The sequence below is a fragment of the Bradyrhizobium sp. MV1.5 genome (assembly GCF_055807615.1).
Window position 1 is genome coordinate 174605 of the sequence record NZ_JBVVPL010000003.1, and the last position, 24493, is coordinate 199097.

Genomic DNA, 24493 nt, shown 5'->3' on the forward strand with positions numbered 1-24493 from the left:
CGAACGCAGGCCTGACGCAAGTCGGGCCTGTGAGCGATCTGCTATTCAGTCGCGCAAAAGCCAGGAGGCTTGCGAATGACAGGCAAGAAGGTCGTAGTGGCCGGCGCGAGCGGTCTCGTCGGCAATGCCGCCTTGCGACACTTCGGCATATTGGGCGGGTGCGATGTCATTGCCCTGTCCCGGCGGAAGCCGCGCGATCTCTACGGCGCTCGCCATGTCCCGATCGACCTGACCAGCGCAGCTGATTGCGGGCGCGCCGCCTCGGAACTGAGCGGCGCAACGCACCTGATCTACGCTGCGCTCTACGAGGCGCCGCAGCTCGTCGACGGCTGGCGCGACCCGCAGCAGATCAAGACCAACGACCTGATGCTGCGCAATCTGATGGGGGCCCTCGAGCCTGTGGCGCCCGGCCTCAGGCACGTCGCTCTGCTGCAGGGCACCAAGGCCTACGGCGTCCACGTGCGCCCCTTGACCGTGCCGGCCCGCGAAGGCCGCTCCGAAATGTACGAGCAGCCCAACTTCTACTGGGCGCAGGAAAACTTCTTGCGCGACCTCCAGGCCGGCAAGGCTTGGCATTGGAGCATCCTGCGGCCGGTGCTGGTCGTGGGTCTCGCCATGGGCGGCGCCATGGACCTGATCCCGCCGCTCGGCGTCTATGCCGCGATGCTGCGCGAGCAGGGCAGGCCGCTCGACTACCCCGGCGGCGCCGCGCGGGTGGGGCAGGCCGTCGATGTCGATCTCCTCGCCCGCGCCATCGCCTGGTCGGGCGAGGCCGAGGCCGCGCGCAACGAGGCCTTCAACGTGACCAATGGCGACGTCTTCACCTGGGAGAACATCTGGCCTGCGGTCGCCGATGCGCTGGAGATGAAGCCGGGCAAGCCGGTCCCGCTGTCGCTCGCCAGGGCGTTTCCATCCTGGGGCGGCCCCTGGGATGCGCTGCGGCGCAAGCACGACCTTGCATCGCCTGCGCTGGCCGAATTTGTCGGCCTCTCGTTCCAATACGCAGATTACAGCCTGCGCTACGGCCAGACCGAATCCGGTCCGCCCTCGATCGTCTCGACCGTGAAGATCAACCGTGCCGGCTTCACCGAGATGATGGACACGGAAGACATGTTCCGGAAGTGGTTCAGGCAGGCGAAGCAAGAGCGGCTGCTTCCCTGAGGCAGGACCAAAGCCGATGTATCCGCGAATGTTGCCCAGGTCAGATTTTGACCCGGAGCGGTCCTCTGGCAAAGCCGGTTCGAACGGCTTCAAGTCTGGCTTATCTGAGTTTCTGTGGTGACCACCGTGAGGGACGGACATCACCTATGGCGGCGATCCTTTGTAGCGGCGAAAAGTCGACCTTCCAAAGATCAAGTTCAAACAGCTCGTCGCGCTGATCGAGGTTTAGCGCGACCGACACCAGCACTCCATCGGCGTCGTCAAATTCGGCTTCGCCAATACATCGGCCGAAACGCCGGTCTGCGGCACCGACGAAGAGAAGGCTACCCATCCCACCGTCGTTCATTTCCTCGACGAGGCCAAAATGGTTCTGCAAGGGCGAATGCTGACCTGGAATAAAGACAACCAAATCACGCTCGTTGAGGGTAAGTGGGCGAGGCATCTTCTTTCTCGTAGCGGCTAGGTGCATTGGCTCATATCACGCCGCGCTCTCGATGTCCGTTCTGGCCCATGGCGTCCGTGTCCGGCACGAAGTGCAAGAGCAGCATTTGATCGTAGCGGACATAGTCTCGTTCTTGCTATCGTCCTTGGACCGAGACCGAGGTTGCCAACACTTATGCGACTGATTTCGCACTTGCTGGTCGGACTGCTCTGCGCCTTAGGCGTGATAGCAGCAGGTGCTTTTAGTCACGAAATGATACGGCCCTTTTTCTTGATCGTTTGGACGCCAGCAACCTGGCTGGTTCGTCTTTCAAACGCGCTATGTCTACCGACAGGCGCAGGATGTTTTCTGGGGTCGGTCAGCCAAGGTGCGCAGCACCTTTGGTTTGGGCTATGCCTCCTTGGCTTTTGGTGGATTATCTTGTCGTTCGCGATTTGGCCGCTCTTCTGGTTGCGTCGATCGCCTCCGCCGGAAAATTAGAGGTCGCCGTTTGACCGGTGCAGACATGGACGTTGCGTGCTTCTTGTGCGGGGTTTTATGGACGTCGGTAGCTGAGAAGGGATTGTAACGTGCCGTACTGGGTCAAGCGAATTCTTCTGAAATCGGGAGACCTTGTGACTGAGAAGGAGCTTGGTCGCGATGAGAACTATTTTCAGGGCCCGCACCTATTGTGGGCGATGTAATAAACGTTCGCTGCCACGGTAGGAATTTTGACGCTAAAGTCGTTTTGGGGAAATTGGCCCGGGAGAAATTATGCAGCGGAGACAGTTGTGCCGCTCCGGGTGGAAGAGATTTAGCGTGACTGCTGTTGGCCCCGTAGCGGGCGTATTCGGCCCAAAGTGAAATAGCAGCTTTTGACCCATTGCGGAATTGGGTTGCTTTTGGCGTTCGTGACGCTGAAATTGCGTTCGTAGCCTTTTGGAAGCAAGATGCTCAAAACCCTGAAGATCGCGATTCAAATCACTTGGGCCATCTCTATGATCGTCCTGGGCACAGCGATAGGTGCGGCGTACGGGTGGCATCATCATGGATGGATAGGAGCCATTGCACTAGGCTTCGTTGGGCTGACCGTTGGAGCGCTCCTTGCTGCATCGCCGACGTTGCTCTTCAGTTGGATTTAAGTTCGTGCCCTACCAGCATGTCGCCTATTGGCCCATAGCTGACCTGAGTCGATGTTCAGCTTGAGTCCGCAAAGCGTCGGCCAGCGGACATCGCTCAGGCCGCACCAACGAATACCGATCTATGAGTGCGCGGCCTGATCAGCGCTTATGAACGCCGCTTCCATTGCCTGCCGCGTCCTGATCGTCTTGTTGCCTGCGTCGAACTCGACGTCGCTCCAGCGCACGATCTCGCCATGGGCGACGTCGTGCTTCAGCTTCAGCCGATGCGCGACTTCGTCGGCCTCTCGTTTCAATACGCCGATTACAGCCTGCGCTACGGCCACACCGAATCCGGTCCGCCCTCGATCGTCTCGACCGTGAAGATCAACCGCGCCGGCTTCACCGAGATGATGGACACCGAAGACATGTTCCGGAAATGGTTCAGGCAGGCGAAGGAGGAGAGGTTGTTGCCTTGAGGCAGGTAAACCTCATTTCGCCTTTGCCCCAAGTGCGATCGGCGTCGCCTGCACCAGCTTGAGCGACTTCACCATCTTCTCCACCGCCGCCTTGTACTTCCTGAAATGATCCGATCCGAGATGCGCTTCGTACGCCTTCCTGTCGCGGTAGATTTCGAAGACCTTGACGCGGTACGGTTCGTCCTTCTCAGACACTGCGTAAAGCACCAGGACGCCCGGCTCCTTTTGGATTGCCGCGTCAATTTGCTCTTGGACTGCGGCCCTGTAGGCGTCCAGTTGAGCGGGATCGACCTCGATCTCCGCCACCTGGACGTACTGTCCGCCCGCCTCTTGGGCGATGGCGGCGCCGCCCAGCGACGTGGCCAGCACCGATGCGCCGTAAATGAAAAGTTGCATCGTATTCATGATCTGCTCCCGTCGTGCGGCATGATCCTAACGGTTGCGAACCGGGCGCGCGCGCCGATCATCGGTTCGAGATACCGATTTCCGCGGTACTTCGCGCGATAGGCCTGGTCGATCGAATCCAGGATCGCCCCTTCGACCGGTTCGAAGGTTACTTCTTTCGTGAGGCCGGCAGCGAGGATTCGTCCGGCCCTCTGCCGTGCAGCGGCCCGGTACCACCGTGAGTCCCGTCCGTTGTAGCCACGAACGTAGAGCGCGCCGTCGACCGCGACGGACCATATCCACGTCGGTGTCCCGTACGTCGTCCCGTCCTCCCTGAACGGGGAGACGTGCAGGTCGTCGGTATCAACGATCTCGCGCAATTCATCGCTGTCCCAGCCGTGCATCGCGGACCTCATTTCCGGTACTGGTCATCGGCCACCTTCTCCATCCAGTCGACGTTCTTTCCGTCGAGAGATTCCTGGATGGCGATGTGCGTCATGGCCGTCGTGGGTGAAGCGCCGTGCCAATGCTTCAGACCCGGCGGAAACCACACCACGTCCCCGGCGCGGATGTCCTCGATAGGACCGCCCTCGCGCTGCACCCATCCAAGACCGGCGGTGACGACCAGCGTCTGGCCGAGCGGGTGCGTGTGCCAGGCCGTCCGGGCACCGGGTTCGAAGGTGACCTGGCCGCCGCTCACTCGCCCCGGGTCTGGAGCCTGAAAGAGAGGATCCACCCGGACCGAACCGGTGAACCAATCGGCGTTCCCTTTGGTCGAGGGGCGAGAGCCGCTTCGCTTGATATCGATGTCCATGACTGCGTTCCTCTGCGTGGTCGAATCTTTGGCGTGGGCGTCCAGCGCCGCCGACGCGGCGAAACCGGCGACCAAGACGATGGCCTGTCGTCGGGAATACGGCGACACGCTACCGGGACCGCTTTTCGATGACGTCCTTGACCGCCGGCGCCGCCGAGAAGGCATTAGGCCAGCCCGCATAGAAGGCGAGGTGTCCAACGACCTCGCCGGCTTCTTCCTTGGTCAACCCGTTATCCATCGCTCGGTTCAGATGGTAAGTGATCTGCGCGACCTGGCCTGTCGCGACGAGAGCGCTGACCGTAACGAGGCTGCGGTCGCGCGGCGCGAGCCCCGGCCTCAGCCAGAGATCGCGGAACAGCACGTCCGTCGTGTACTGGACGAGGCTGGGCGTGATCTTGCCGAACTGCTCGCCGACGCGCGTCGCCCGCTGCGCCTCCGCCGCTTCGTCGAGGGGAAGCTGAGGACCGGATGCGGGCGGAAGGTGGTCGGCGCCGATGTTGCGGCTCTTGAACACGTCCTTGGCTGCAGCGACGGCATCCATCGCGTTGGCCCAGCCGGTGTAGAACCCCAGGTGAGTGATAATTTCCGAGAGTTCGATCGGCTTCACGCCGTTGTCGAGCGCGAGGTTGAGATAGTACGGCAGTTCGACCGTCTGATCGCGGGCGATGAGCGCGGCGACCGTGACGATGCTCCGGTCCCGCACGGACAGCCCCGGCCGCTGCCAGAGATCGCCGCGCACGACGTCCTTGGCATATTTTTCGAGGGCGGGCGCGACGGTCCGAATGTCTTCGGTCGTGGGCATGGCTCTTGCTCCTTCGATGATTGTCTGTTGACCGTTGGCCGCGCTGGCGACGATCGAAAGCGAAAGTACGGTTGCCGAGAAAAGCTTCATTAAGGTCCTCCGACTGTTGCCGGCTTCACCATCAGCCACGATGTTACTAACGCGGCGCAGCGTACCGGGACGGCGCTGACGAGAAACACGGCGTCCAAGCGCGGGGCATGGCGCTTCCGGTGATCCGTCACGTTCCGCTGTCGGAGCCGCCGGTCAGGATCCAAAGTAGGCGCTTGGGCCCATTCCGATTAGATGATAAAACCCAATTAGATTGATTGGAGCAGCCTATAAATGGAACGTGCCGACGCGAGCGATCTGCTCGCCTTCCTTGCCGTGGCGAGGGAGCGCAGCTTCACCCGTGCGGCGGCGCGGCTGGCGATCGCTCAGCCGACGCTCAGTCAAATCGTCCAGAACCTGGAGGAGCGGCTGGGCGTAAGGTTGCTGAACCGTACCACCCGCAGCGTTACGCCGACGCAAGCTGGCGAGCGGCTGCTGCAGAAGATCGGACCCAAGTTCGACGAGATGGATGCCGAGCTCGGAGCCTTGAGCGAACTACGCGAAAAGCCGGCCGGAACGATCCGAATTACCGCGACGGAATATGCGGCGCAGGCGATCCTGATGCCTGCTTTGGCCAAACTCGTGCCGCTGTATACGGACATCAAAGTCGAGGTGATGATCGACGTTGGCCTCACGAACATCGTGGTCGCGCAGTACGATGCCGGGATTCGGCCAGGCGAACTGGTCGCGAAGGACATGATCGCGGTGCGGGTCGGTCCGGACCTGCGCATGGCCGTGGTGGGCTCGCCGTCCTACTTCGCGTCCCGAGCGAAGCCGCGCACACCGCAGGATCTGACGCAGCATAACTGCGTCAACCTTCATCTACCCACCCACGGCGGAAGTCTCTACGCGTGGGAGTTCGAGAGGAACGGACGCGATGTCAAAGTCCGCGTGGACGGGCAACTTGTCTTCAACAGTTCGGGCGCCCTGCTTCAGGCTGCACTGCAGGGTCTCGGCCTGGCCTACCTGATCGAAGGCAACGTGCAGCCCTATCTCTCTAGCGGCGAACTCATTCGTGTGTTGTCGGATTGGTGCCCGCCATTCTCCGGATATCACCTTTACTATCCGAGCCGCCGACAACCGTCGCCTGCGTTCTCACTGTTGGTTGATGCTCTTCGATATCGCGGGAAATAATCGAAGCCGAAGACCAAGAGGTGAAGTTCATCTCGGCCGGGATTAAGTCCCTAAGCATCGCATAGCGACCATCCCTTAACCCGCGCTGATGAATCACGTTTTGTGAGTGCACGGTCTACTCCTCTTTCACGAACGCCGCTTCCATTGCTTTCCGGGTCCTGATCGTCTCGTTGCCTGCGTCGAACTCGACGTCGCTCCAGCGCACGATCTCGCCATGCGCGACATCGTGCTTCAGCCTCACGCGATGCGCCAGCCCGATCGGAAGCGCGCCGGCCCTGAGGCTTGTGGCCGCCGGCACCAGCTTGCCCCACACCGTGTAGCCGCCTTCGCCGTCCAGCATCTCGCCGGCGCGCAGATTGCGTTTTGCCACGGCGGCGACGTCGCCGCGGAAACCATGGGGCTGCCCCGTCGGCTCGCCCCGCAGTGCGGCCGACAGCACTGAGATGTTCAGCTCAAGCCCGATCAGATGGTAGGGTTTGTACATCGCAGCGTACCGTCCGCTGCCGTCGGTCTTGAGGCCGTACTGCCTCAAGCAGTCGGCGGCGTAGTCGTTCGGCGCCTCCAGCACGACGTAAACGCCCCAGCGCAGATCGCGAAACACCGGCCTTCCGTCGCGCTCGAGCGAGGAGACCACCTCCACGACGCCCGACCGCTCCAGCACGCCGCCCCTGCTGCGCGGCCGCATGATATGCGGCAGGTCGTCGACGCCGCAGGGTGGAAACAGCAGGCCCTCTGCAGGCACGTCCAGTCCGCAGGCGTTCGCAATCGCGGCCATCTCGATCGCCGACTTGGTGCCGTCGAGGAAAGAGTTGAACATCTGCGGATTCATCCCGGCCGATTGCGCCTCGCCCGCGGTCAACCCGTAATGCAGCCAGACGCTGTCAGGCGTCACGTCGTGATAGGCCGGCAGATACTTTGTCCCTTTGCCGGCGGCAACCACGTGAAAGCCGGTGGCACGGGCCCAATCCACCATCTCCGCGGTCAGCGCCGGCTGGTCGCCATAGGCGAGCGAATAGACCACGCCGGCCTTGCGGGCCTCCTCGGCGAGCAGAGGACCCGCCAGCACGTCGGCCTCGACATTGACCATCACGATATGCTTGCCGGCCGCGATCGCCGCGCGGGCGTGCTTGATGCCGACGGCCGGATTGCCGGTCGCCTCCACCACCACGTCCATCGCGCCGCCGGCAATGGCGCGCGCGCCGTCATCGGTGAAGACGGTGGCGGCGATGCGGTCCTCGTCCCACCCGACGGTGCGGCAGGCCTCGCGCGCGCGGTCGCGGTCGATGTCGACGATGATGGGCACCTCCAGCCCCGGCGTGTGCGGCACCTGCGCCAAAAACATCGAGCCGAATTTGCCGGCGCCGATCAGCGCCACACGGACGGGCTTGCCGGCGGCAGCGCGCGCCTGGAGGAGGCGGAAGAGGTTCATGGGGATGTCCGATTATGCTCGTGTCCCGGACGCGATGCAGCGTGAAACGCTGCTTCGCAGAGCCGGGACCCAGTGTAAGGGATTCCGTATGGCATGGGCCCCGGCTCTGCAGCGCATCGCTGAAGAAGCGCTGCGCCGCGTCCGGGGCACGAGAGACCTGTCCTACTCCGCCGCCTGCCGCGGCGCACGGGCGAGCCGCACCAGCGCGTCATCATCCACCGTCTTGATCGGCGCAAAATCGCGATGCGCGATGTACTCCGGCCGCGTCGGGGTTCGGATGTAGTTCGAAACTGCGTTCAGCGTCAGGTACACGATCTTGCGCGGGTAGGGCGTGATGTTGCTGGCAGAGCCATGCACGAGATTGCCGTGGAACATCAGCATGCCGCCGGGCTTGCCGGTCGGCGCCACGATGCCGCCCTGCTTGACCAGCCTCGTCACGGTCTCCTCGTCCAGCGTCCACAGCGGATAGGAGGTCGTCGCGAGGTCGTGCGAGGCCTTGAGGTCGCCGGCGTTCTGGCTCTGCGGCACCAGCATCAGCGGTCCGTTGATCGGCATCACCTCGTCCAGGAAGATCGCGATGTTCATCGCGCGCGGCTCGGGCATGCCGTCGTCGCGCTTCCAGGTGCCGTAATCCTGGTGCCATTGCCAGACGTCGCCGGTGAAGGCGGATTTTGCGTTGATCTTGAACTGGTGCATGTAGACCTGCTCGCCGAACAGCTGCTCGACCGGGTCGATCATGCGCGGATGCGCACCCAGGATGCCGAACGCCTCGTTGTAGAGATGCGCGGCAAAGGCGGTACGTGGCGCGCCGCTCTTCTCGCGCCAGACTTCCGGCCGGTTCGCGTCATAGATGGCAACCGCCTCGCGCGCGAGGAGATCGACCTCCTCCTGGCTGAACAATTCGGGCAGGAACAGCCAGCCCTCGCGGTGGAAGAACTCCAATTGCTCCTGGGACAGTTTCATAAGGCGTCCTCCTTTGGTTTGTTTTGTTGTCATTCCGGGGCACGCGAAGCGTGAGCCCGGAATCCATTTCTCCGCAGCGCAGGCCGTCCGATGGATTCCGGGCTCGATGCTGCGCATCGCCCCGGAACGACAGCGTGTGCGGTTACGCCGCCTCTTCCGTCGCCCTCAATCTCTCCTCGGTCAGCCGTCCCGCCGTCTGCGCATGCGCAAGCGCCGCACGTTCGGCCGCCTTCGCATCGCCTGCGAAAATGTGTCCGGCAATGCCGGCATGCTCGGCCCAGGCGCTGCCGCGATAATCGAGCTCCGACAGCACCGTCGCCATCGAGCGGCGCATATGCGGCCATTGCGGCGTAATCGTCTCCTCGATCACGGGATTGCCGGAGAGCCGATAGATTGCGCGATGAAATTCGACGTCGAGCGCGATCAGCTCGGCGAGCGTGGTCTTGCCGTCGATCCCGCGCCCGGCGGCGAGCGCCGCCTCCAGCCGCGCGCGTCCTGCCGCATCGCTTGCGGCGCGTTCGCCGGCAAGCCGCGCCGCCAGCGCATCGATCGCGCCGCGTACCTCGTAGAGCTGGCGGATGCGTGCGGGATCGAGCTGGGTGACTTCAAAACCGCGCCGGCCGCTTTCGGCGACCAGTCCCTGCCGGTGCAACAGGTGCAGCGCATGCGACACCGGCTGGCGCGATACGCCGAGCCTGTCGGCAAGCTCGTTCTGCCGGATGCGCTGGCCGGGCTGTAGCGTGCGGTCGGAGATCGCCTCCAGGATCCGCGCATAGACCTGGTCGATCAGATTCGGAAGCGGGTCGAGAGGGATCACGCCGGCAGCTCCGAGAGCGTGAGAGGGAACACGGAATTCCGTATTCGAAGGTACGGCGAGAGGATAAGGGCGTCAAGCGCGACCGACGGGGTCTCCAACCTCGTTTTTGCGCCCCGCCAAGTCGTTGATATTGCTGGGGTCGGCTACTGTGCATGGGGTTGTTTTCGAGGAAAAAAAGCGTGAGGCGTTTACTCCCCCAAAAACGCGTCCACCGCCTTGCCGAACTCCAGCGGCGCCTGCTCGAACATCCAGTGGCCGGCATCGGGGATCACGGCCGTCTTCGCCCCTGCGATGTGCTCGGCCAGCACGCGCCACATCACCGATAGGCTCCCCGTCGTCGCGCCGCCGCCGATCAGGAGCGTCGGGGTCCTGATCGCCTGCGCGTCCGCGCGCGTGTAGGGCCTGCGCTGCTCGTTGACCTGGCCGAGGAAGGTGATGGCGTTGTCGCGCAATTGCTGCTTCGCCGCCGCCGGCACGCGCCGCCACGAGCCGTCGCCTTCGATGCCTTCGTAGAAATTCTGCAGCGCGCTCTCGATGTCGCCGGCGCGGATCATCTCGACCGAGCGCGCCGTGCGCGCCGCCAGCGGCGGGTGCGCGGGCGTGCCCGCGGGCACCGGCAGGCTCGCATCGAGATCGCCGCCGGGCTCGGCCAGCACCAGCTTTCGCAACAGATCCGGCCGCGACTGCGCCACGCGAAACGCGATGTGGCCGCCGCGCGAATGGCCCATCAAATCGACCGGCGTGGGTTCGACCTGCTCGATGAAAGCGATCACGTCGGCGACGTGCTGGGCCATCTTGTAGTCGTCGCCGACGGCATCCCAATGCTCGGGAAAGAAATGCCGCAGGCTCACCGAGATCACGCGATGCGATTTCGACAGCGGACCGAGCACTGAATACCAGGTGCGGAAATCGCCGAGCGTGCCGTGCACGCAGACCAGCGGCGGGCCTCGGCCCATTTCGAGATAGGCCATGTCGTAACCATTGACGCGAAATGTCTGCATGATCAGCTCGCCAGAAAATCCAGCACCACTTCGGAGTATTTCTGCGGTGCCTGCTCGAACATCGGGTGCGTTGCGTTCGGGATGAGCGCCGTCCTGGAATACGGCACATGCGCGGCGAGCGCATGCAGCACTTTCGGCAAGAGGCCCTTGGTCCGCGCGCCCAGGACGAACAGCGTCGGCATCCTGATGGACTCCGCGTCCGCCTTCGAGAACGGCGGGCGGTTGTCGCGGACCTGTCCGATCAGGGTGAAGGCGTTGTCACGCAGATTCTGCTTCACCAGCGCCGGCAGCCGCGGCCAGGTGCCGGCGCCTTCAAGCGTATCGACGAAGACCGCAAGGCCGCCGTCGATGTCGCCGGCCGCGATCTTCTCGGCCGAGGCCGTGAACCGCGCCAGCAACGGCGAGGGGCCGCCGGCATAATCGGAGTCGAGGCTCGCATCGAGCTCGCCGCCGGGCTCGGCCAGCACCAGCCGCCGAAGCAGCTCCGGCCGCCGCTGCGCCACACGGAAGCAGATGTGCCCGCCGCGGGAATGGCCCATCAAATCGACCGGGCCGAGGTCGAGCTTGTCGATGAAGGCGATGACGTCGTCGACATGCTGGGCGATCGAATAGGTGTCGCCGACGCCATCCCATCGCGCCGGGAAGAAATGCCGCAGGCTGACGCAGATCAGCCGGTGCCGCTGCGACAGCGGCCCGAGCACGCAGCCCCAGACACGGAAGTCGTTGAGCGAACCATGCACGCAGACCAGCGGCGGCCGGCCTCGGTCTTCGCCCACGTCGAGATAGGGCATGTCGTATCCGTTGACGTGGAGGTTTTGCATTGTGGGCTCGCGAAAAGGGAAGGCGGAACTCCTGTGCAAGATTCCCGGAAACCGGGTGGATCGCAACTATTTCCAAGCCTAGATTTGGGCTCAGTTCACATTGGGGGCACGCGAGGGAACGCGAGCCAGGGACCAAACCATGACCGATCAGCATTTTGCCCTGTTCGATAGCAAGATCGGCCTGTGCGCCATTGCCTGGGGTCCGCGCGGTATCAACGGCACGCAACTGCCGATGGGCGGTGAGCAGAAGATCCGCACCCGCATCAGCCAGCGCCATGCCGACGCCAGCGAAGCCGAGCCGACCGCCGACGTGCAACAGGCGATCGACCGCATTACAAAACTGCTCGCGGGCGAGCCGGATGACCTCACCGACATCCCGCTCGATCTCGATGGCGTGCCCGACTTCAACCGCGGGGTCTACGCGATCGCCCGCACCATTCCGCCGGGCAAGACCGTCACCTATGGCGATATCGCCAAGCAACTCGGCGGTGTCGAGCTGTCGCGCGACGTCGGCCAGGCGCTCGGCCGCAACCCGTGCCCGATCGTCGTGCCCTGCCACCGCGTGCTGGCGGCCGGCAACAAGCCCGGCGGCTTCTCCGCGAATGGCGGCGTGGTGACGAAACTGAAGATGCTGGAGATCGAAGGCGCGCTGGTGAACCACACGCCGAGCTTGTTTGATTGAGGCGATCAGGCGGCTGGCTAGATTTTCGCCGCCGCCTTCGGCCAATATTTGTCGCGCAAATGCCGCTTCACCAGCTTGCCGGTGGGGGTGCGCGGCAGCTCGGCTTCGAAATCGATCGAGCGTGGGCATTTGATCGTCGAGAGGCGGCTCTTGCAGTAGGCGATCAGGTCGGCCTCGAGCTCCTTGCCGGCGCGCTGGGGATCGTGCGGCTGCACCACCGCCTTGACCTCTTCGCCCATCTCCTCGTTCGGCACACCGAACACGGCAACGTCGGCGACCTCGGGGTGGGTAATGAGCACGTCCTCGGTTTCCTGCGGGTAGATGTTCACGCCGCCCGAGATGATCATGTAGGACTTGCGGTCGGTGAGAAAGAGAAAGCCGTCTCTGTCGAGATAGCCGACGTCGCCGAGCGTCGACCAGCCTTTTGCGTTGTAGGCCTTCTTCGTCTTCTCGGGATCGTTGTGATAGGTGAAAACCGGCGCATCGGCGAAATAGACCGTGCCGATCTCGCCCGTCGGCAGCTCCTCGTCGTTTTCGTCCAGAATCTTGATCTTGCCCACCACGGCGCGGCCGACGCTGCCGCGGTGCTCCAGCCATTCTCTCGAGTTGCAGACAGTGACACCGTTGCCTTCGGAGCCAGCGTAATACTCGATCAGGATCGGCCCCCACCATTCGATCATCTTGGCCTTGACCTCGACCGGGCAGGGCGCGGCGGCGTGGATCGCGCCCTTCAGCGCCGAGACGTCGTAGCGGTTGCGGACCTCGTCCGGCAGCTTCAGCATGCGCACGAACATGGTCGGCACGAGCTGCGCGTGGGTCACCTTGTATTTTTCAACCAGCCTCAGGAAATCTTCGGCGTCAAAGTGCTCCATGATGATGGAAGTGCCGCCGAGCAGGATGGCCATCATGTTGAAGCGCAAGGGAGCGGCGTGATAGAGTGGTGCCGGTGAGAGATAAATAGTCTCGGCGTTCATGCCGCACATGCCGGCGCAGAGCACGCGCAGAAACGCGTTGGGCTCTTCGATCGGCTTGCCCTCGAACGACTTCTTGATGCCCTTGGGTCGGCCGGTGGTGCCGGACGAATACAGCATGTCGTAGCCGGCGACCTCGTCGGCGATCGGGGTTGTCGGCTGCGCGGCCGCTTCCTTGTCATAGGAGCGGAAGCCGGCTTGCGGCTCGTCCATCATGTAGAAGACCGGCTCGCCGGGCGCACCCTTGATCAGGGCCCTGATCTGGTCGGCGCATTTCGGTGTCGTGATCACGACCTTGGCGCCGCAATCGGCGATGATGTAGTCGATCTCGTCCTGCTTCAAATAGCGGCTGATCGCGGTGTAATAGAGCCCGCTGCGTTGCGCCGCCCAGCAGATCTCCATGAAGGCGAGCCGGTTCTCCATCAGCAGCGCGATGTGGTCGCCGGCCTTCAGCCCGAGCGAGCGGAACAGGTGCGCGCCCTGGTTCGAGAGCTCCTCGAGCTCGCGATAGGTGATCGCCTTGCCGGTCCCGGCCATCTGATAGGCGATCTTGTCGGGTGTGGCGCGGGCGTGGATGGAGGGGTGGGTCATGGTCGAAATCTCTCAACAAGAAAGGTGTCATCCCGGCGAAGGCCGGGATCCATAGCCACCGATCCCAAGTGTTGAAACCCGATGTCGCCCCTGCGCAGCTTAACCACGGGCTCGTGTGGTTATGGGTCCCGGCCTTCGCCGGGACGACACCTTTAATGCGGCAGCAGCTTACAGCCGCTCCACGATCGTCACGTTCGCCATGCCGCCACCCTCGCACATGGTCTGCAAGCCGTAACGCTTGCCGCGCTGATGCAGGGCATGCACCAGGGTCGTCATCAGCTTGGTGCCGGAGCCGCCGAGCGGATGGCCGAGCGCGATGGCGCCGCCATTGACGTTGAGACGCTCGGGATCGGCGCCGGTGGTCTTGAGCCAGGCGGTCGGCACCGAGGCAAAGGCCTCGTTGACCTCGAACAGGTCGATGTCGTCGATCGCCATGCCCGCCTTTTCCAGCGCGCGCTTGGTGGCGTGCAGCGGTGCGTCGAGCATGATCACGGGATCGCCGCCCATCATGGTCATGTGGTGGACGCGCGCCAGCGGCTTGACGCCAAGCTGCTTCAGGCCACGCTCGTTCACCACCATCACGCCGGAGGCGCCATCGCAGATCTGGCTGGCGCTGGCCGCGGAGAGCTTGCCGTTTTCGACGATCAGCTTGACGCCCTTGATGCCGTCGAGTGTGGCGTCGAAACGGATGCCCTCGTCGATATGGTGGGTGTCGTTGGAGCCGTCGGCGCGGGTGATCTCGAGCGGCACGATCTCCTTTTTGAAGTGGCCGGCCTGCGTTGCCGCGATCGCGCGCTGATGGCTGTTATAGGAGTACTCGTCGAGCTCGTCCTTGGAGAGGCCGTATTTCTCGGCCATCATCTCGGCGCCTGTGAATTGGCTGAACACGATGTTCGGATAACGGTGCTCGATACCCGGGCTCTTGTTATTGCCAAAGCCGTTCTTGGCCGGAAGCTGCGACGACAGACCCATCGGCACGCGCGTCATCGATTCCACGCCGGCGGCGATCACCACGTCCATTGCGCCGGACATCACGGCTTGGGCTGCGAAATGCAGCGCCTGCTGCGAGGAGCCGCATTGGCGGTCGACCGAAGTGCCCGGCACGCTTTCCGGCAGCTTCGAGGCCATGATCGCATTGCGCGCGACATTGTTGGACTGCTCGCCGACCTGCATGACGCAGCCCATGATCACATCCTCGACCAAAGCGGGATCGACCTTGGTGCGATCGACCAACTCGTCCAGCACCTTCGCAGCGAGATCGGCCGGATGCCATCCGGCGAGGCGGCCCCCCTTGCGCCCACCGGCGGTACGCGCAGCGGCGACGATATAAGCCTCGGCCATCTCGGTTTCTCCCTGGATTATTCTGAATGGTTGGTTGTCGGGGTGGATTTAAGGGGTGACCGGTTGTTTAGTCAATCGATCAATTAACTCTTGTGGGGAGGCGCTGCTTGGGCTTATCTGCGGCCGCTCTCGCGCCAAAATCAGGGATCTCCGTGACGACCAGCGTACCGAACAGGCTCCCCAGCGGAAAGAATTCCACGGCAGAGAAATTGCTCGTGGCCGCGAGCGAGCTGATGATCGAACGCTCCTCCATCGAGATTTCGCTGAGCGACATCGCCCAGAAGTCCGGCGCCAACGCCGCGCTGGTCAAATATCACTTCGGCAACAAGGACGGCCTGCTGTTGGCGCTGCTTGAGCGCGACGCGGGGACGGAACTGTCCAATCTCGAATATCTGCTGGCGCAGCCGATCACGCCGACCGCGAAGCTGAAGCTGCATATCGGCGGCATCATCCGCGCCTATCACCGGTTTCCCTATATGAACCGGCTGATCCACTATCTGCTGCACGAGAGCGTCGCGGGCTCCGCGGACGAAGTCTCGAAATTCTTCGTCGCGCCGCTGCTGGATTTCCATCGCCGCCTGCTCGCCGAAGGCGTCAGTCAGGGCGAATTCCGCGCCACCGATCCGGTGCTGTTCTACACCAGCCTGATCGGCGCCTGCGATCACTTGTTCTTCGGCCGGCACGCGATGTCGCGCGCGACGGGCGTCGGCCCGGTCACCGACGACGTCTGCCGACAATACATCAAGCACATGGAAGCGCTGATCTGCGGCGGCATTCTCACGAATATCGAGGAAGCTGCCGCGGCCGGATGACCGGCCAGAACGCAGAAGTCTAGAGAAGAAACGTCCAAGGAAAAGGTAGAGGAAAGGTAGCTTACGATGCAGTTGAAAGACGTTGCCGTTCTCATCACCGGCGGTGGTTCGGGCCTTGGTGCCGCGACCGCCCGCGCCATGGCCGCCAAGGGCGCCAAGATCGGTGTGATCGACCAGAGCAAGGAAAACGCCGAGAAGGTTGCCGCCGAAGTGAAGGGCATCGCGCTGCACGCCAATGTCACCAGCGAGGAACAGATCAAGGCGGCGATCGCCAAAGCGGAAGCCGCGCACGGCGTCGCGCGCGTGCTGATGAACTGCGCCGGCATCGGCGGCTCGCAGCGCATCGTCGGCCGCGATGGGGTCTACCCGCTGGAAAAATTCGCGCGCATCATCAACGTCAATTTGATCGGCACCTTCAACTGCCTGCGTCTGTTCGCCGAGCGTCTCGTCACGATCGAGCCGGTCGGTGAAGAACGCGGCGTCATCGTCAACACCGCTTCGGTGGCCGCCTACGAGGGCCAGATCGGCCAGATCGCCTATGCGGCCTCGAAGGGCGGCGTCGTCGGCCTCACGCTGCCGGCCGCGCGCGACCTTGCGAGCCAGAAGATCCGCGTCAACACCATCGCGCCCGGCCTGTTCCTGACGCCGCTGCTGATGGGCTTGAACGAAGAGGCCCGCAAGAGCTTGGGGGCCCAGGTGCCGCATCCCGCGCGTCTCGGCGAAGCCAATGAATACGGCTCGCTGGCCGTGCACATCGTCGAGAACCCGATGCTCAATGGCGAGACCATCCGTCTCGACGGCGCGATCCGCATGGCGCCGCGGTAGCTCTTCCTCCCTTCTCCCCTTGTGGGAGAAGGTGGCGCGCTCTTGAGCGCGCCGGATGAGGGGTCTCTATCCGCGGAGACAGACACCTCACCCAGGCGAATTCCGGGTTCGCAGCGTACATGCCCTCTCCCGCAAGGGGAGAGGGCGCAGCAATCGGCACCGCGAATGGCGGCAAGCACGAGGCGCCTCATGTCCCAACCGCTGCTGATCGAGCACAACGACGGCGTCGACACGGTGACGCTCAATCGTCCCGAACACCTCAACGCGCTCGATCCTGCGCTGATCGACGCGCTCAACGTCTACTTCCAGGGCCTCCAGCGCAACCGCGACACGCGCGTCGTGGTGCTGAAGGGCGCCGGCAAGAATTTTTGCGCGGGTCTCGATCTCAAGGCGGCGATGCAACGTCGTGCCGGGCAGCAGGAGCCGCCTGGTGTCACCGAGTCGCTGGATTCGCAACGGCGCATCGCCGACATTGTGATGCTGATGCGCCGCTGTCCGCAGCCGATCCTCGCATTGGTACAGGGCGCGGCGGCCGGCGGCGGCTTTGCGCTGGCGCTCGCCTCCGATATCCGCGTCGCGACGCGATCGGCGCGGATGAACTGCGCCTTCATCAAGCTCGGCCTTGGCGGCTGCGACATCGGCACCAGCTATTTCCTGCCACGCCTGGTCGGTGTCTCCATCGCCTCGGAGCTGATCCTCACAGGACGCTTCATCGGCGCCGAGCGGGCGCTCGCGGTCGGGCTGGTCTCCGAGGTCGTTGACGAGGACAAGCTCGATGACGCCGCCGAACCCTATGTCGACGCGATGATCACGGCCTCGCCCGTGGGTCTGCGCCTGTCCAAGGAATGTCTCAACATGAGCGTCGATGCCGGATCGCTGGAAGCCGTGATCGCGATGGAGGATCGCAACCAGGTCCTGTGCAGCCGCTCCGAGGAATTTTCGGAAGGCATCAGGGCCTTCCTTGAGAAGCGAAAGCCTGTCTATATCAGGCGCTGACAATGAAGATCCGCAAAGGACAAGAAATTCCGGGAGACGCACAATGAGTGGAAGCGCGGCGGCGGTGATGACGAAGCCCGCCTTTCGCAAGGTCGAGTGGCTGGCGCGCGACATCGATGTCGAGCGCCGCGACGACGGCACGGTGGTGCTGAAGTCGCGCATCCCGCTGCAGACCTACGAGAAGCATATCCCGGCTTCACTGGCGAATTGGGCGAGGGAAGCGCCCGAGCGGATCTGGCTTGCCCAGCGCGGCGGCCCTAACCGCGAATGGCGTAAGGTGTCATATGGGGAGGCCAAGCGTACCGTGGATGCGCTGACGCAAGGCCTGCTCAATCTCGCGCTCGACGGCCGCCCCGTCACGATCCTCTCCGGCAATTCGATCGAGCACGCGCTGATGACCCAGGCCGCGATGCAGGCGCGCGTCCCGGCCGCGCCGGTCTCGCCGGCCTACTCCTTGATGAGCCATGATCACGTCAAGCTGAAATATTTGTTCGACCTGATCAAACCCGGCGTGGTGATGGTGCAGGACGGCCCGACCTTCGAGAAGGCACTCAAAGCGCTCGATCTCACCGGCGTCACCGTCGTTCATGCCCTGCGGCCCTGCGAGGGCATTGAGAGCGTCAGCTTCGCCGAGCTCGCGGCGACAGCCGTGACTGCCGATGTCGAAGCGTCGATCGCGAAGATCACGCCTGAGACCGTCGGCAAACTGCTGTTCACGTCAGGCTCGACCGGCATGCCCAAGGCCGTCATCAACACGCAAGCGATGATGTGCGCCAATGCGGCGATGATGATGCAGGTGCGGCCGCGCGATCCCAGCGGTCCGATCTCGACCATGCTGGACTGGATGCCCTGGAACCACACCATGGGCGGCAACGCGGCGTTCCACCCGATTCTGGTCGACGGCGGCACGCTCTATATCGATGACGGCCGGCCGATGCCGGGCCAATTCGAGGAGACTCTCCGGAATCTGCGCGAAATCTCGCCGACCTATTACGCCAACGTCCCCGCCGGCTATGCCGCGCTCGCCGCCGCCATGGAGAAGGACGACGCGCTGTGCCGATCCTTCTTCAAGAACCTCTCGATCATGGCCTATGGCGGCGCGCGATTGCCTGACGATCTCTACGATCGCATGCAGGCCCTCGCCGTGAAGACCACCGGCGAGCGCATCGTGTTCTACACCGGCTGGGGCTCGACCGAGACAGCGCCGACCTCGACCGGCACCTATTGGGACACCGAGCGCGTCGGCCTGATCGGCCTGCCGTTCCCCGGCGTCGAACTGAAGATGGTGCCGTGCGGCTCGAAATACGAGCTGCGTCTGCGCGGCGTCAACGTCACCCCGGGCTATTTCGGCCAGCCTGACCTGACGAAGAAGATGTTTGACGAGGAAGGTTTTTATTGCATCGGTGACGCCGGCGTCTTCGTCGACGACACCGATCCGGTGAAGGGCATCATCTTTGCCGGGCGCGTGGTGGAAGATTTCAAGCTGACCACCGGCACCTTCGTCCATGTCGGCTCGCTGCGTACAGATGCGATCGCCGCCGCGACGCCGGTCGTGCATGACGCGCTGGTCGCGGGGCAGGATCGCGCCTTCATCGGCCTGCTTGCCTGGCCGAACCTGCATGCCTGCCGCCAGCTCGCCGGCAAGCCCGACCTCAGCTTTGAGGACGCCGTGAAGCATCCCGAGGTGATCGCATGCTTCAGGCGCGGGCTGGAGGCTCACAACAAGGAGTGCGAGGGCGCCAGCAGCCGCATCATCGCGCGCGCCATGCTGATGGCGGAACCGCCCTCGATCGACGGCAACGAACTCACCGACAAGGGCTACATCAACCAGCGCGCCGGCCTGGAGCGCCGGGCCGCCCTGGTGGAGCGACTTTATGCGGACAAGCCCGACCAGGACGTCATCATTCTCAAGTAATCGACATCATCAACACGGATACGCGCCATGAACTTCGATTTCTCCGACGACCAGAAGCAGCTCCGCGACCAGGCGCGCAAATTCCTCGCCGAGAAGTGCCCACCCAAGGCGGTGCGCGCAGTTCTCGACGGCAAGGCGCCGTACGACAAGGAGCTGTGGAAAGGCCTCGCCGAGATGGGTTTTCTCGGCGTCGCCATTCCCGAGGATTTTGGCGGAGCCGGCGCCGGTCATCTCGAACTTTGCGTGATCGCCGAAGAAATGGGCCGGGCTAACGCGCCGGTGCCGTTTTCCTCCACCGTCTATCTCGCTGCCGAGGCGCTGCTGATCGCCGGCAGTGAGGCGCAGAAGAAGAAATGGTTGCCGGCCATTGCCTCGGGCGAGGCGATCGGTACGCTGGCGCTGTTCGAGGGCAAGGGCAATCCGTCACCGAAGAACGTCAAGCTGACGGCTGCGAATGGCGTGCTCAACGGGGTCAAGAAGCCGGTCGCCGATGGCGCGATCGCCGACTTCGCGGTGGTCGCGGCACGCACGGGATCGAGCGGACGCGACGGCGACATCTCCTTGTTCATTGTCGACCTCAAGGACGGCGGCGTCGAGGTGAGAAGCCTGACCAATCTCGATCCCACCCGCGGGCAGGCCGAGATCACTTTCAGGGATTGCAAGGCCGAGCCGCTGGGCGCGGCCGGCGAGGGCTGGAGCATCTTGACTCAAGTGCTCGATCGCGCCGCGGTGCTGTGCGCGTTCGAGCAGGTGGGCGGCTCCGACCGCGCGCTGGAGATGGGCCGCGACTACGCGCTCGACCGCATTGCTTTTGGCCGACAGATCGGCTCGTTCCAGGCCGTCAAGCACATGCTGGCGGACATGTACGTGTCGGCGACGCTGGCACGTTCCAACAGCTATTACGGCGCTTGGGCACTCTCGACCAATGCATCCGAATTGCCGGAAGCGGCTGCAGCCGCGCGCATCAGCGCGACGCAGGCGTTCCAGCACTGCGCCAAGAACAACATCCAGGTTCACGGCGGCATGGGTTTCACCTGGGAGTTCGACTGCCACATGTACTATCGCCGCGCCAACGCCATGGCGCTCGGGCTCGGCAGCCTTTCCTATTGGGAAGACCAGTTGATCGACCGCATGCGCAAGAAGAACGCGGCGTGACGTTATCGTCATTCCGGGGCGCCGCAACGCGACGAACCCGGAATCTCGAAATGAGTCGATAACCTCTGGATTCCGGGTTCGATGCTTCGCATCGCCCCGGAATGACGGAAGAAGAGAGACACCATGAACTTCGACGACACCCCGCAGGAAGCCGAATTCCGCGCCATCGCCCGCGCCTGGATCGGTGCGAATGCACCGAAGCAGTACGAGGAGGAGCTTCGAAAGTCCTCGCTCGGCCGCACGCAATTGAAGAACGCCAACATTCTGGAAGTGGCAAAGGCCTGGCAAAAGAAGAAAGCCGATGCCGGCTGGGCCTGCCTGCATTGGCCGAAGGAGTATGGTGGCCGCGGCTCGTCGCCGATCGAACGTGTGATCTGGCAGCAGGAAGAGGGGCCATTCGGCCAGCTATCCCGCATGTTCATCATCGGCCACGGCATGTGCGGGCCGACCATGATGGCGTTCGCGCGCGAGGAGCATAAGCGTGCCTATCTGCCACCACTCGCCTCCGGCGAAAAGGTCTGGTGCCAGCTGTTCTCCGAACCGGCCGGCGGCTCCGACGTTGCGGGCCTGCGCACGCGCGCCGAGAAGGACGGCGACGAATGGGTGATCAACGGCCAGAAAATCTGGACGTCGGGCGCGCACTATTCCGACCACGGCATTTTGCTCACCCGCACCGATCCGACCGTGCCCAAGCACAAGGGCCTTACCATGTTCTTCCTGGACATGAAGAGCCCCGGCGTCGAGGTGCGGCCGATCAAGCAGGCGAGCGGCGCTTCCGACTTTAACGAGGTCTATTTCACCAACGTTCGCATTCCCGATCATCAACGCCTCGGCGAGGTCGGTGATGGCTGGAACGTCTCGCTGACCACGCTGATGAACGAGCGCAGCGCGATCGGCGCGGCCGTCTCGACCGGCTTCCCCGAGCTGTTCGAATATTGCTCGAGCCTGATGCTGGACGACGGCCCGGCAATCGAGGATCGCGCGGTGCGCGCGAAGCTGGCGAACTGGGCCGCGAAGGCGAGCGGGCTGAAATACACCAGCATGCGCGCGATCTCCGCGCTGTCGAAGGGCGAGCGGCCGGGACCGGAAAACTCCATCGGCAAGCTGGTGGCGGGATCGATGATCCAGGATGTCGCGACGTACGCCCTGGACTTGCAGGGTGCGAGCGGAGTGGTCAGCGGCGAGGATGCCGAACTCGCCGGCCGTTTCCAGGCGATGCTGCTGCGCGCGCCGGGTACCCGCGTCGAAGGCGGCACCGACGAGATCATGCGCAACATCATTGCCGAGCGAGTGTTGGGCCTGCCCGGCGACATCCGGGTCGACAAGGACGTGCCGTTCAACAAGATCCCGACGAAGGGAAGAGGCTGATGATCCTCATCCTGAGGAGCCGCGGAACGCGGCGTCTCGAAGGATGCAGGCCCGATTGGGGCCTCGTGGTTCGAGACGGCGCTGCGCGCCTCCTCACCATGAGGGACTAAGACAGAGCAAGAACGAAGAGGTTCGCCATGAATTTCGACGACACCCCGCAGGAAGCCGCATTCCGCGAGACCGCGCGCAAATGGGTCGAGGCCAACGCGCCGAAGGAATTTTTAGCTGAGCTGTCAAAATCCTCGCTCGGTCGCATCCGCTTGGCCAACCACGACATCGTCGATGTCGGCAAGGCCTGGCAGAAGAAGAAGGCCGAAGGCAATTGGGCCTGCCTGCATTGGCCCAAGGAATATGGCGGCCGAGGTGCGACGCCGATCGAGCGTGTGATCTGGCAGCAGGAGGAAGGCGTCTATGGCAAGCTGACGCAGCCGTTCCAGATCGGCGAGGGCATGTGCGGCCCAACCGTGATGGCTTTCGGCAGCGAGGACGCCAAGCGGCGCCATTTGCCGAAGCTGGCCGCCGGCGAGGAGATCTGGTGCCAGCTGTTCTCTGAGCCGTCGGCGGGCTCCGACGTCGCGGGCTTGCGCACACGCGCGGAGAAGAAGGGCGACAATTGGGTCGTCAACGGTCAGAAGATCTGGACCTCCGGTGCGCACTATTCCGACTACGGACTTTTGATCGCGCGCACCGATCCCAATGTGCCCAAGCACAAGGGCCTCACCATGTTCTTCCTGGACATGAAGAGCCCCGGCGTCGAGGTGCGCCCGATCAAGCAGGCCAACGGCATGCAGGAGTTCAACGAGGTCTATTTCACCGACGTCGTCATTCCGGACAGCCAGCGCCTCGGCGCCATCGGCGAGGGCTGGAGCGTGTCGCTGACCACGTTGATGAACGAGCGGATGTCGATCGGCTCGCGGCTTGCGACCGGCGTCCCCGAGATGTTCGAGTTCTGCTCCAATCTGATGCTGGAGGATGGCCTCGCGATCGACGATCCCGCCGTGCGCTCAAAACTCGCGAGCTGGGCGGTGAAGTCGAGCGGGCTGAAATACACCAGCTACCGCGCGATCTCGGCCCTGTCCAAGGGCGAGCGGCCGGGGCCGGAGAATTCGATTGGCAAGCTCGTCTCCGGCATGATGCTGCAGGACATCGCAACCTACGCCATGGACCTCCAGGGCGCGGCCGGCGTTCTCACCGGCACGGACGAGCAGACCGTGCAGGGCCAGTTCCAGCAGATGCTGCTGTCCTCGCCTTCGATGCGCATCGCAGGCGGCACCGACGAGATCTTGCGCAACATCATCGCCGAGCGCGTGCTGGGATTGCCGGGCGACATCCGCGTGGACAAGGACGTGCCGTATAACAAGATCCCGACCAAGGGACGATGATATCTCGTGTCCCGGACGCGCGAAGCGCGAGCCGGGACCCAGGAGCCATAATAGACAGGCCACAATGGGCCCCGCCTCAGCGCCGCATCACTTCGTGCTGCGTCGCGTCCGGGGCACGAAAGCGAGCTTAAGCAATGGACGCTGCAGTCAATCAGAACCACCGCATCGGCGTGCTCGAAGAGCTGCTCAACGAGCGCTACTCGGTCCGTGCCTTCTTGGCCAAGGAGGTCGATCGCGCGACGATCGAACATTTGCTGACCACCGCGCAACGCACGGCGTCCTGGTGCAACAGCCAGCCCTGGCAAGTCGTCATCGCCAGCGGCGAGGCCAAGGAGCGCTTCCGCAAGCTGATCTACAAGGAGGCTTCGGGCGGTCTCGGGGACGACTATGATTTCCCGCCGCCGCGCGAATATCTCGGCGCGTACCTCGAACGCCGCCGCGAGAGCGGTTTTCAGCTCTACAACACGCTCGGCATCGTGCGCGGAGACAAGGCGGCCTACGCGAAGCAGGCGCTGGAAAACTACAATTTCTTCGGTGCGCCGCATGTGGCCATCATCCACACCGATGAGCCGCTCGGCATCTACGGTGCGATCGATTGCGGCGCCTATGTCTCGAATTTCATGCTGGCCGCGCAGGCGCTCGGGCTCGGCACGATTCCGCAGGCGGCGCTCGCGCGCCACTCCGGCTTGATCCGCCGCCATTTCAACCTGTCTGCTGACCGCCGCATCGTGTGCGGCATCTCGTTCGGCTATGCCGACAACGCTCACAAGGTCAACAGCTACCGCACTTCGCGTGCGAGCGTGGCCGAGACCGTGACCTTCGTGGACGAGTAATCGATGCAGCACAGGCTCCGCCGCATCACGTTTCGGACGTGATTACGTCAGACGTGCGAAGACGGCCGCGGAAGCGGCCGCCGTGATCACCGGGGGAATGCGAATTAAGCCCGCCGGCAGCCGCCCCGGGCCCCCCTAACCGCGCGGATGGTGGAGGCGGGGCCGCAAAAACACCCGCCGGCGGCCAAAAA

The 24493-nt window shown here is 63.6% G+C and carries 24 protein-coding genes and 1 pseudogene; 12 read left to right on the top strand and 13 right to left on the bottom strand.

Annotation, left to right across the window (positions count from 1 at the left end):
• The first annotated feature begins 75 nt into the window (after nt 1–75).
• Nucleotides 76–1161, top strand: a complete 1086-nt coding sequence (locus AC0L2J_RS04470; protein ID WP_473387430.1) for an NAD-dependent epimerase/dehydratase family protein — start codon at nt 76–78, stop codon at nt 1159–1161.
• 100 nt (nt 1162–1261) lie between these two features.
• On the opposite strand, the gene AC0L2J_RS04475 is transcribed toward AC0L2J_RS04470, so the two are convergent.
• The gene (locus AC0L2J_RS04475; protein WP_473387432.1) at nt 1262–1603 is read right to left on the bottom strand and encodes a DUF6984 family protein; all 342 of its coding nucleotides are present in this window, start codon (nt 1601–1603) and stop codon (nt 1262–1264) included.
• Between the two features lie 1240 nt (nt 1604–2843).
• Nucleotides 2844–2996, bottom strand: a pseudogene (locus AC0L2J_RS04480) (flagellar biosynthesis protein FlgA); the annotation flags it as partial.
• Between AC0L2J_RS04480 and AC0L2J_RS04485 the strand changes: the two are divergent.
• The gene (locus tag AC0L2J_RS04485; RefSeq protein ID WP_473387435.1) at nt 2988–3179 is read left to right on the top strand and encodes a hypothetical protein; all 192 of its coding nucleotides are present in this window, start codon (nt 2988–2990) and stop codon (nt 3177–3179) included. The pseudogene AC0L2J_RS04480 and the gene AC0L2J_RS04485 sit on opposite strands and share 9 nt — an antisense overlap.
• A 12-nt stretch (nt 3180–3191) precedes the next feature.
• On the opposite strand, the gene AC0L2J_RS04490 is transcribed toward AC0L2J_RS04485, so the two are convergent.
• The 4 genes from AC0L2J_RS04490 to AC0L2J_RS04505 all read right to left on the bottom strand — a co-directional run bounded on the left by AC0L2J_RS04490 (nt 3192) and on the right by AC0L2J_RS04505 (nt 5269).
• Nucleotides 3192–3584 carry a putative quinol monooxygenase gene (locus tag AC0L2J_RS04490; RefSeq protein WP_473387438.1) on the bottom strand — a complete coding sequence of 131 codons (393 nt, stop codon included), beginning with the start codon at nt 3582–3584 and terminating at the stop codon, nt 3192–3194.
• Nucleotides 3581–3967 carry a DUF2255 family protein gene (locus AC0L2J_RS04495; RefSeq protein WP_007615267.1) on the bottom strand — a complete coding sequence of 129 codons (387 nt, stop codon included), beginning with the start codon at nt 3965–3967 and terminating at the stop codon, nt 3581–3583. Before AC0L2J_RS04495 ends, AC0L2J_RS04490 begins: the two co-directional genes overlap by 4 nt.
• 8 nt (nt 3968–3975) lie before the next feature.
• Nucleotides 3976–4371 carry a (R)-mandelonitrile lyase gene (locus AC0L2J_RS04500; RefSeq protein WP_473387557.1) on the bottom strand — a complete coding sequence of 132 codons (396 nt, stop codon included), beginning with the start codon at nt 4369–4371 and terminating at the stop codon, nt 3976–3978.
• Nucleotides 4372–4486: 115 nt separating this feature from the next.
• Nucleotides 4487–5269 (bottom strand): carboxymuconolactone decarboxylase family protein, encoded by a 783-nt coding sequence (locus AC0L2J_RS04505; protein WP_473387440.1) that lies wholly within the window; start codon nt 5267–5269, stop codon nt 4487–4489.
• Between the two features lie 231 nt (nt 5270–5500).
• Here AC0L2J_RS04505 and AC0L2J_RS04510 point away from each other — a divergent pair, with 231 nt between their 5' ends.
• The gene (locus tag AC0L2J_RS04510) at nt 5501–6400 is read left to right on the top strand and encodes a LysR family transcriptional regulator (RefSeq protein WP_007615264.1); all 900 of its coding nucleotides are present in this window, start codon (nt 5501–5503) and stop codon (nt 6398–6400) included.
• Between the two features lie 115 nt (nt 6401–6515).
• Here the strand turns inward: AC0L2J_RS04510 and AC0L2J_RS04515 are convergent, their stop codons facing one another.
• The 5 genes from AC0L2J_RS04515 to AC0L2J_RS04535 form a co-directional block, all read right to left on the bottom strand.
• Complete coding sequence (locus AC0L2J_RS04515; RefSeq protein WP_473387443.1) at nt 6516–7829, bottom strand: NAD(P)H-dependent oxidoreductase; 1314 nt, start codon at nt 7827–7829, stop codon at nt 6516–6518.
• Nucleotides 7830–7991: 162 nt separating this feature from the next.
• Nucleotides 7992–8792, bottom strand: a complete 801-nt coding sequence (locus AC0L2J_RS04520; RefSeq protein ID WP_473387445.1) for a phytanoyl-CoA dioxygenase family protein — start codon at nt 8790–8792, stop codon at nt 7992–7994.
• Between the two features lie 142 nt (nt 8793–8934).
• The gene (locus AC0L2J_RS04525) at nt 8935–9609 is read right to left on the bottom strand and encodes a GntR family transcriptional regulator (RefSeq protein WP_473387448.1); all 675 of its coding nucleotides are present in this window, start codon (nt 9607–9609) and stop codon (nt 8935–8937) included.
• Between the two features lie 188 nt (nt 9610–9797).
• Nucleotides 9798–10610: an alpha/beta fold hydrolase gene (locus AC0L2J_RS04530; protein WP_473387450.1), complete on the bottom strand. Its 813-nt coding sequence runs from the start codon at nt 10608–10610 to the stop codon at nt 9798–9800.
• Nucleotides 10611–10612: 2 nt separating this feature from the next.
• On the bottom strand, nt 10613–11431 hold the full coding sequence (locus AC0L2J_RS04535; RefSeq protein WP_473387453.1) for an alpha/beta fold hydrolase: 819 nt from the start codon (nt 11429–11431) through the stop codon (nt 10613–10615).
• A gap of 139 nt (nt 11432–11570) precedes the next feature.
• Between AC0L2J_RS04535 and AC0L2J_RS04540 the strand changes: the two genes are divergently transcribed.
• On the top strand, nt 11571–12113 hold the full coding sequence (locus AC0L2J_RS04540) for a methylated-DNA--[protein]-cysteine S-methyltransferase (protein WP_456653296.1): 543 nt from the start codon (nt 11571–11573) through the stop codon (nt 12111–12113).
• Nucleotides 12114–12130: 17 nt separating this feature from the next.
• Here the strand turns inward: AC0L2J_RS04540 and AC0L2J_RS04545 are convergent, their stop codons facing one another.
• Complete coding sequence (locus tag AC0L2J_RS04545) at nt 12131–13675, bottom strand: acyl-CoA synthetase (RefSeq protein WP_473387455.1); 1545 nt, start codon at nt 13673–13675, stop codon at nt 12131–12133.
• A gap of 168 nt (nt 13676–13843) precedes the next feature.
• The gene (locus AC0L2J_RS04550) at nt 13844–15016 is read right to left on the bottom strand and encodes an acetyl-CoA C-acetyltransferase (protein ID WP_473387457.1); all 1173 of its coding nucleotides are present in this window, start codon (nt 15014–15016) and stop codon (nt 13844–13846) included.
• A 107-nt stretch (nt 15017–15123) separates the two neighbouring features.
• Between AC0L2J_RS04550 and AC0L2J_RS04555 the strand changes: the two genes are divergently transcribed.
• From AC0L2J_RS04555 to AC0L2J_RS04590, 8 genes are all read left to right on the top strand, one after another.
• On the top strand, nt 15124–15828 hold the full coding sequence (locus AC0L2J_RS04555; RefSeq protein WP_473387459.1) for a TetR family transcriptional regulator: 705 nt from the start codon (nt 15124–15126) through the stop codon (nt 15826–15828).
• Nucleotides 15829–15894: 66 nt separating this feature from the next.
• Entirely contained in the window at nt 15895–16653 is a 759-nt protein-coding gene (locus AC0L2J_RS04560) for an SDR family NAD(P)-dependent oxidoreductase (protein ID WP_473387461.1), read from the top strand.
• 189 nt (nt 16654–16842) lie between these two features.
• Nucleotides 16843–17649, top strand: coding sequence for an enoyl-CoA hydratase/isomerase family protein (locus tag AC0L2J_RS04565; RefSeq protein WP_007615251.1), 807 nt, complete (start codon nt 16843–16845; stop codon nt 17647–17649).
• 43 nt (nt 17650–17692) lie between these two features.
• On the top strand, nt 17693–19564 hold the full coding sequence (locus AC0L2J_RS04570; RefSeq protein WP_473387464.1) for an AMP-binding protein: 1872 nt from the start codon (nt 17693–17695) through the stop codon (nt 19562–19564).
• 27 nt (nt 19565–19591) lie between these two features.
• Nucleotides 19592–20719 (top strand): acyl-CoA dehydrogenase family protein, encoded by a 1128-nt coding sequence (locus AC0L2J_RS04575; RefSeq protein ID WP_473387465.1) that lies wholly within the window; start codon nt 19592–19594, stop codon nt 20717–20719.
• A 123-nt stretch (nt 20720–20842) separates the two neighbouring features.
• Nucleotides 20843–22087 carry an acyl-CoA dehydrogenase gene (locus AC0L2J_RS04580; RefSeq protein ID WP_473247321.1) on the top strand — a complete coding sequence of 415 codons (1245 nt, stop codon included), beginning with the start codon at nt 20843–20845 and terminating at the stop codon, nt 22085–22087.
• Nucleotides 22088–22224: 137 nt separating this feature from the next.
• Nucleotides 22225–23469: an acyl-CoA dehydrogenase gene (locus AC0L2J_RS04585; RefSeq protein ID WP_473247320.1), complete on the top strand. Its 1245-nt coding sequence runs from the start codon at nt 22225–22227 to the stop codon at nt 23467–23469.
• 134 nt (nt 23470–23603) lie between these two features.
• The gene (locus tag AC0L2J_RS04590; RefSeq protein ID WP_473387467.1) at nt 23604–24302 is read left to right on the top strand and encodes a nitroreductase; all 699 of its coding nucleotides are present in this window, start codon (nt 23604–23606) and stop codon (nt 24300–24302) included.
• Nucleotides 24303–24493: the final 191 nt, after the last annotated feature.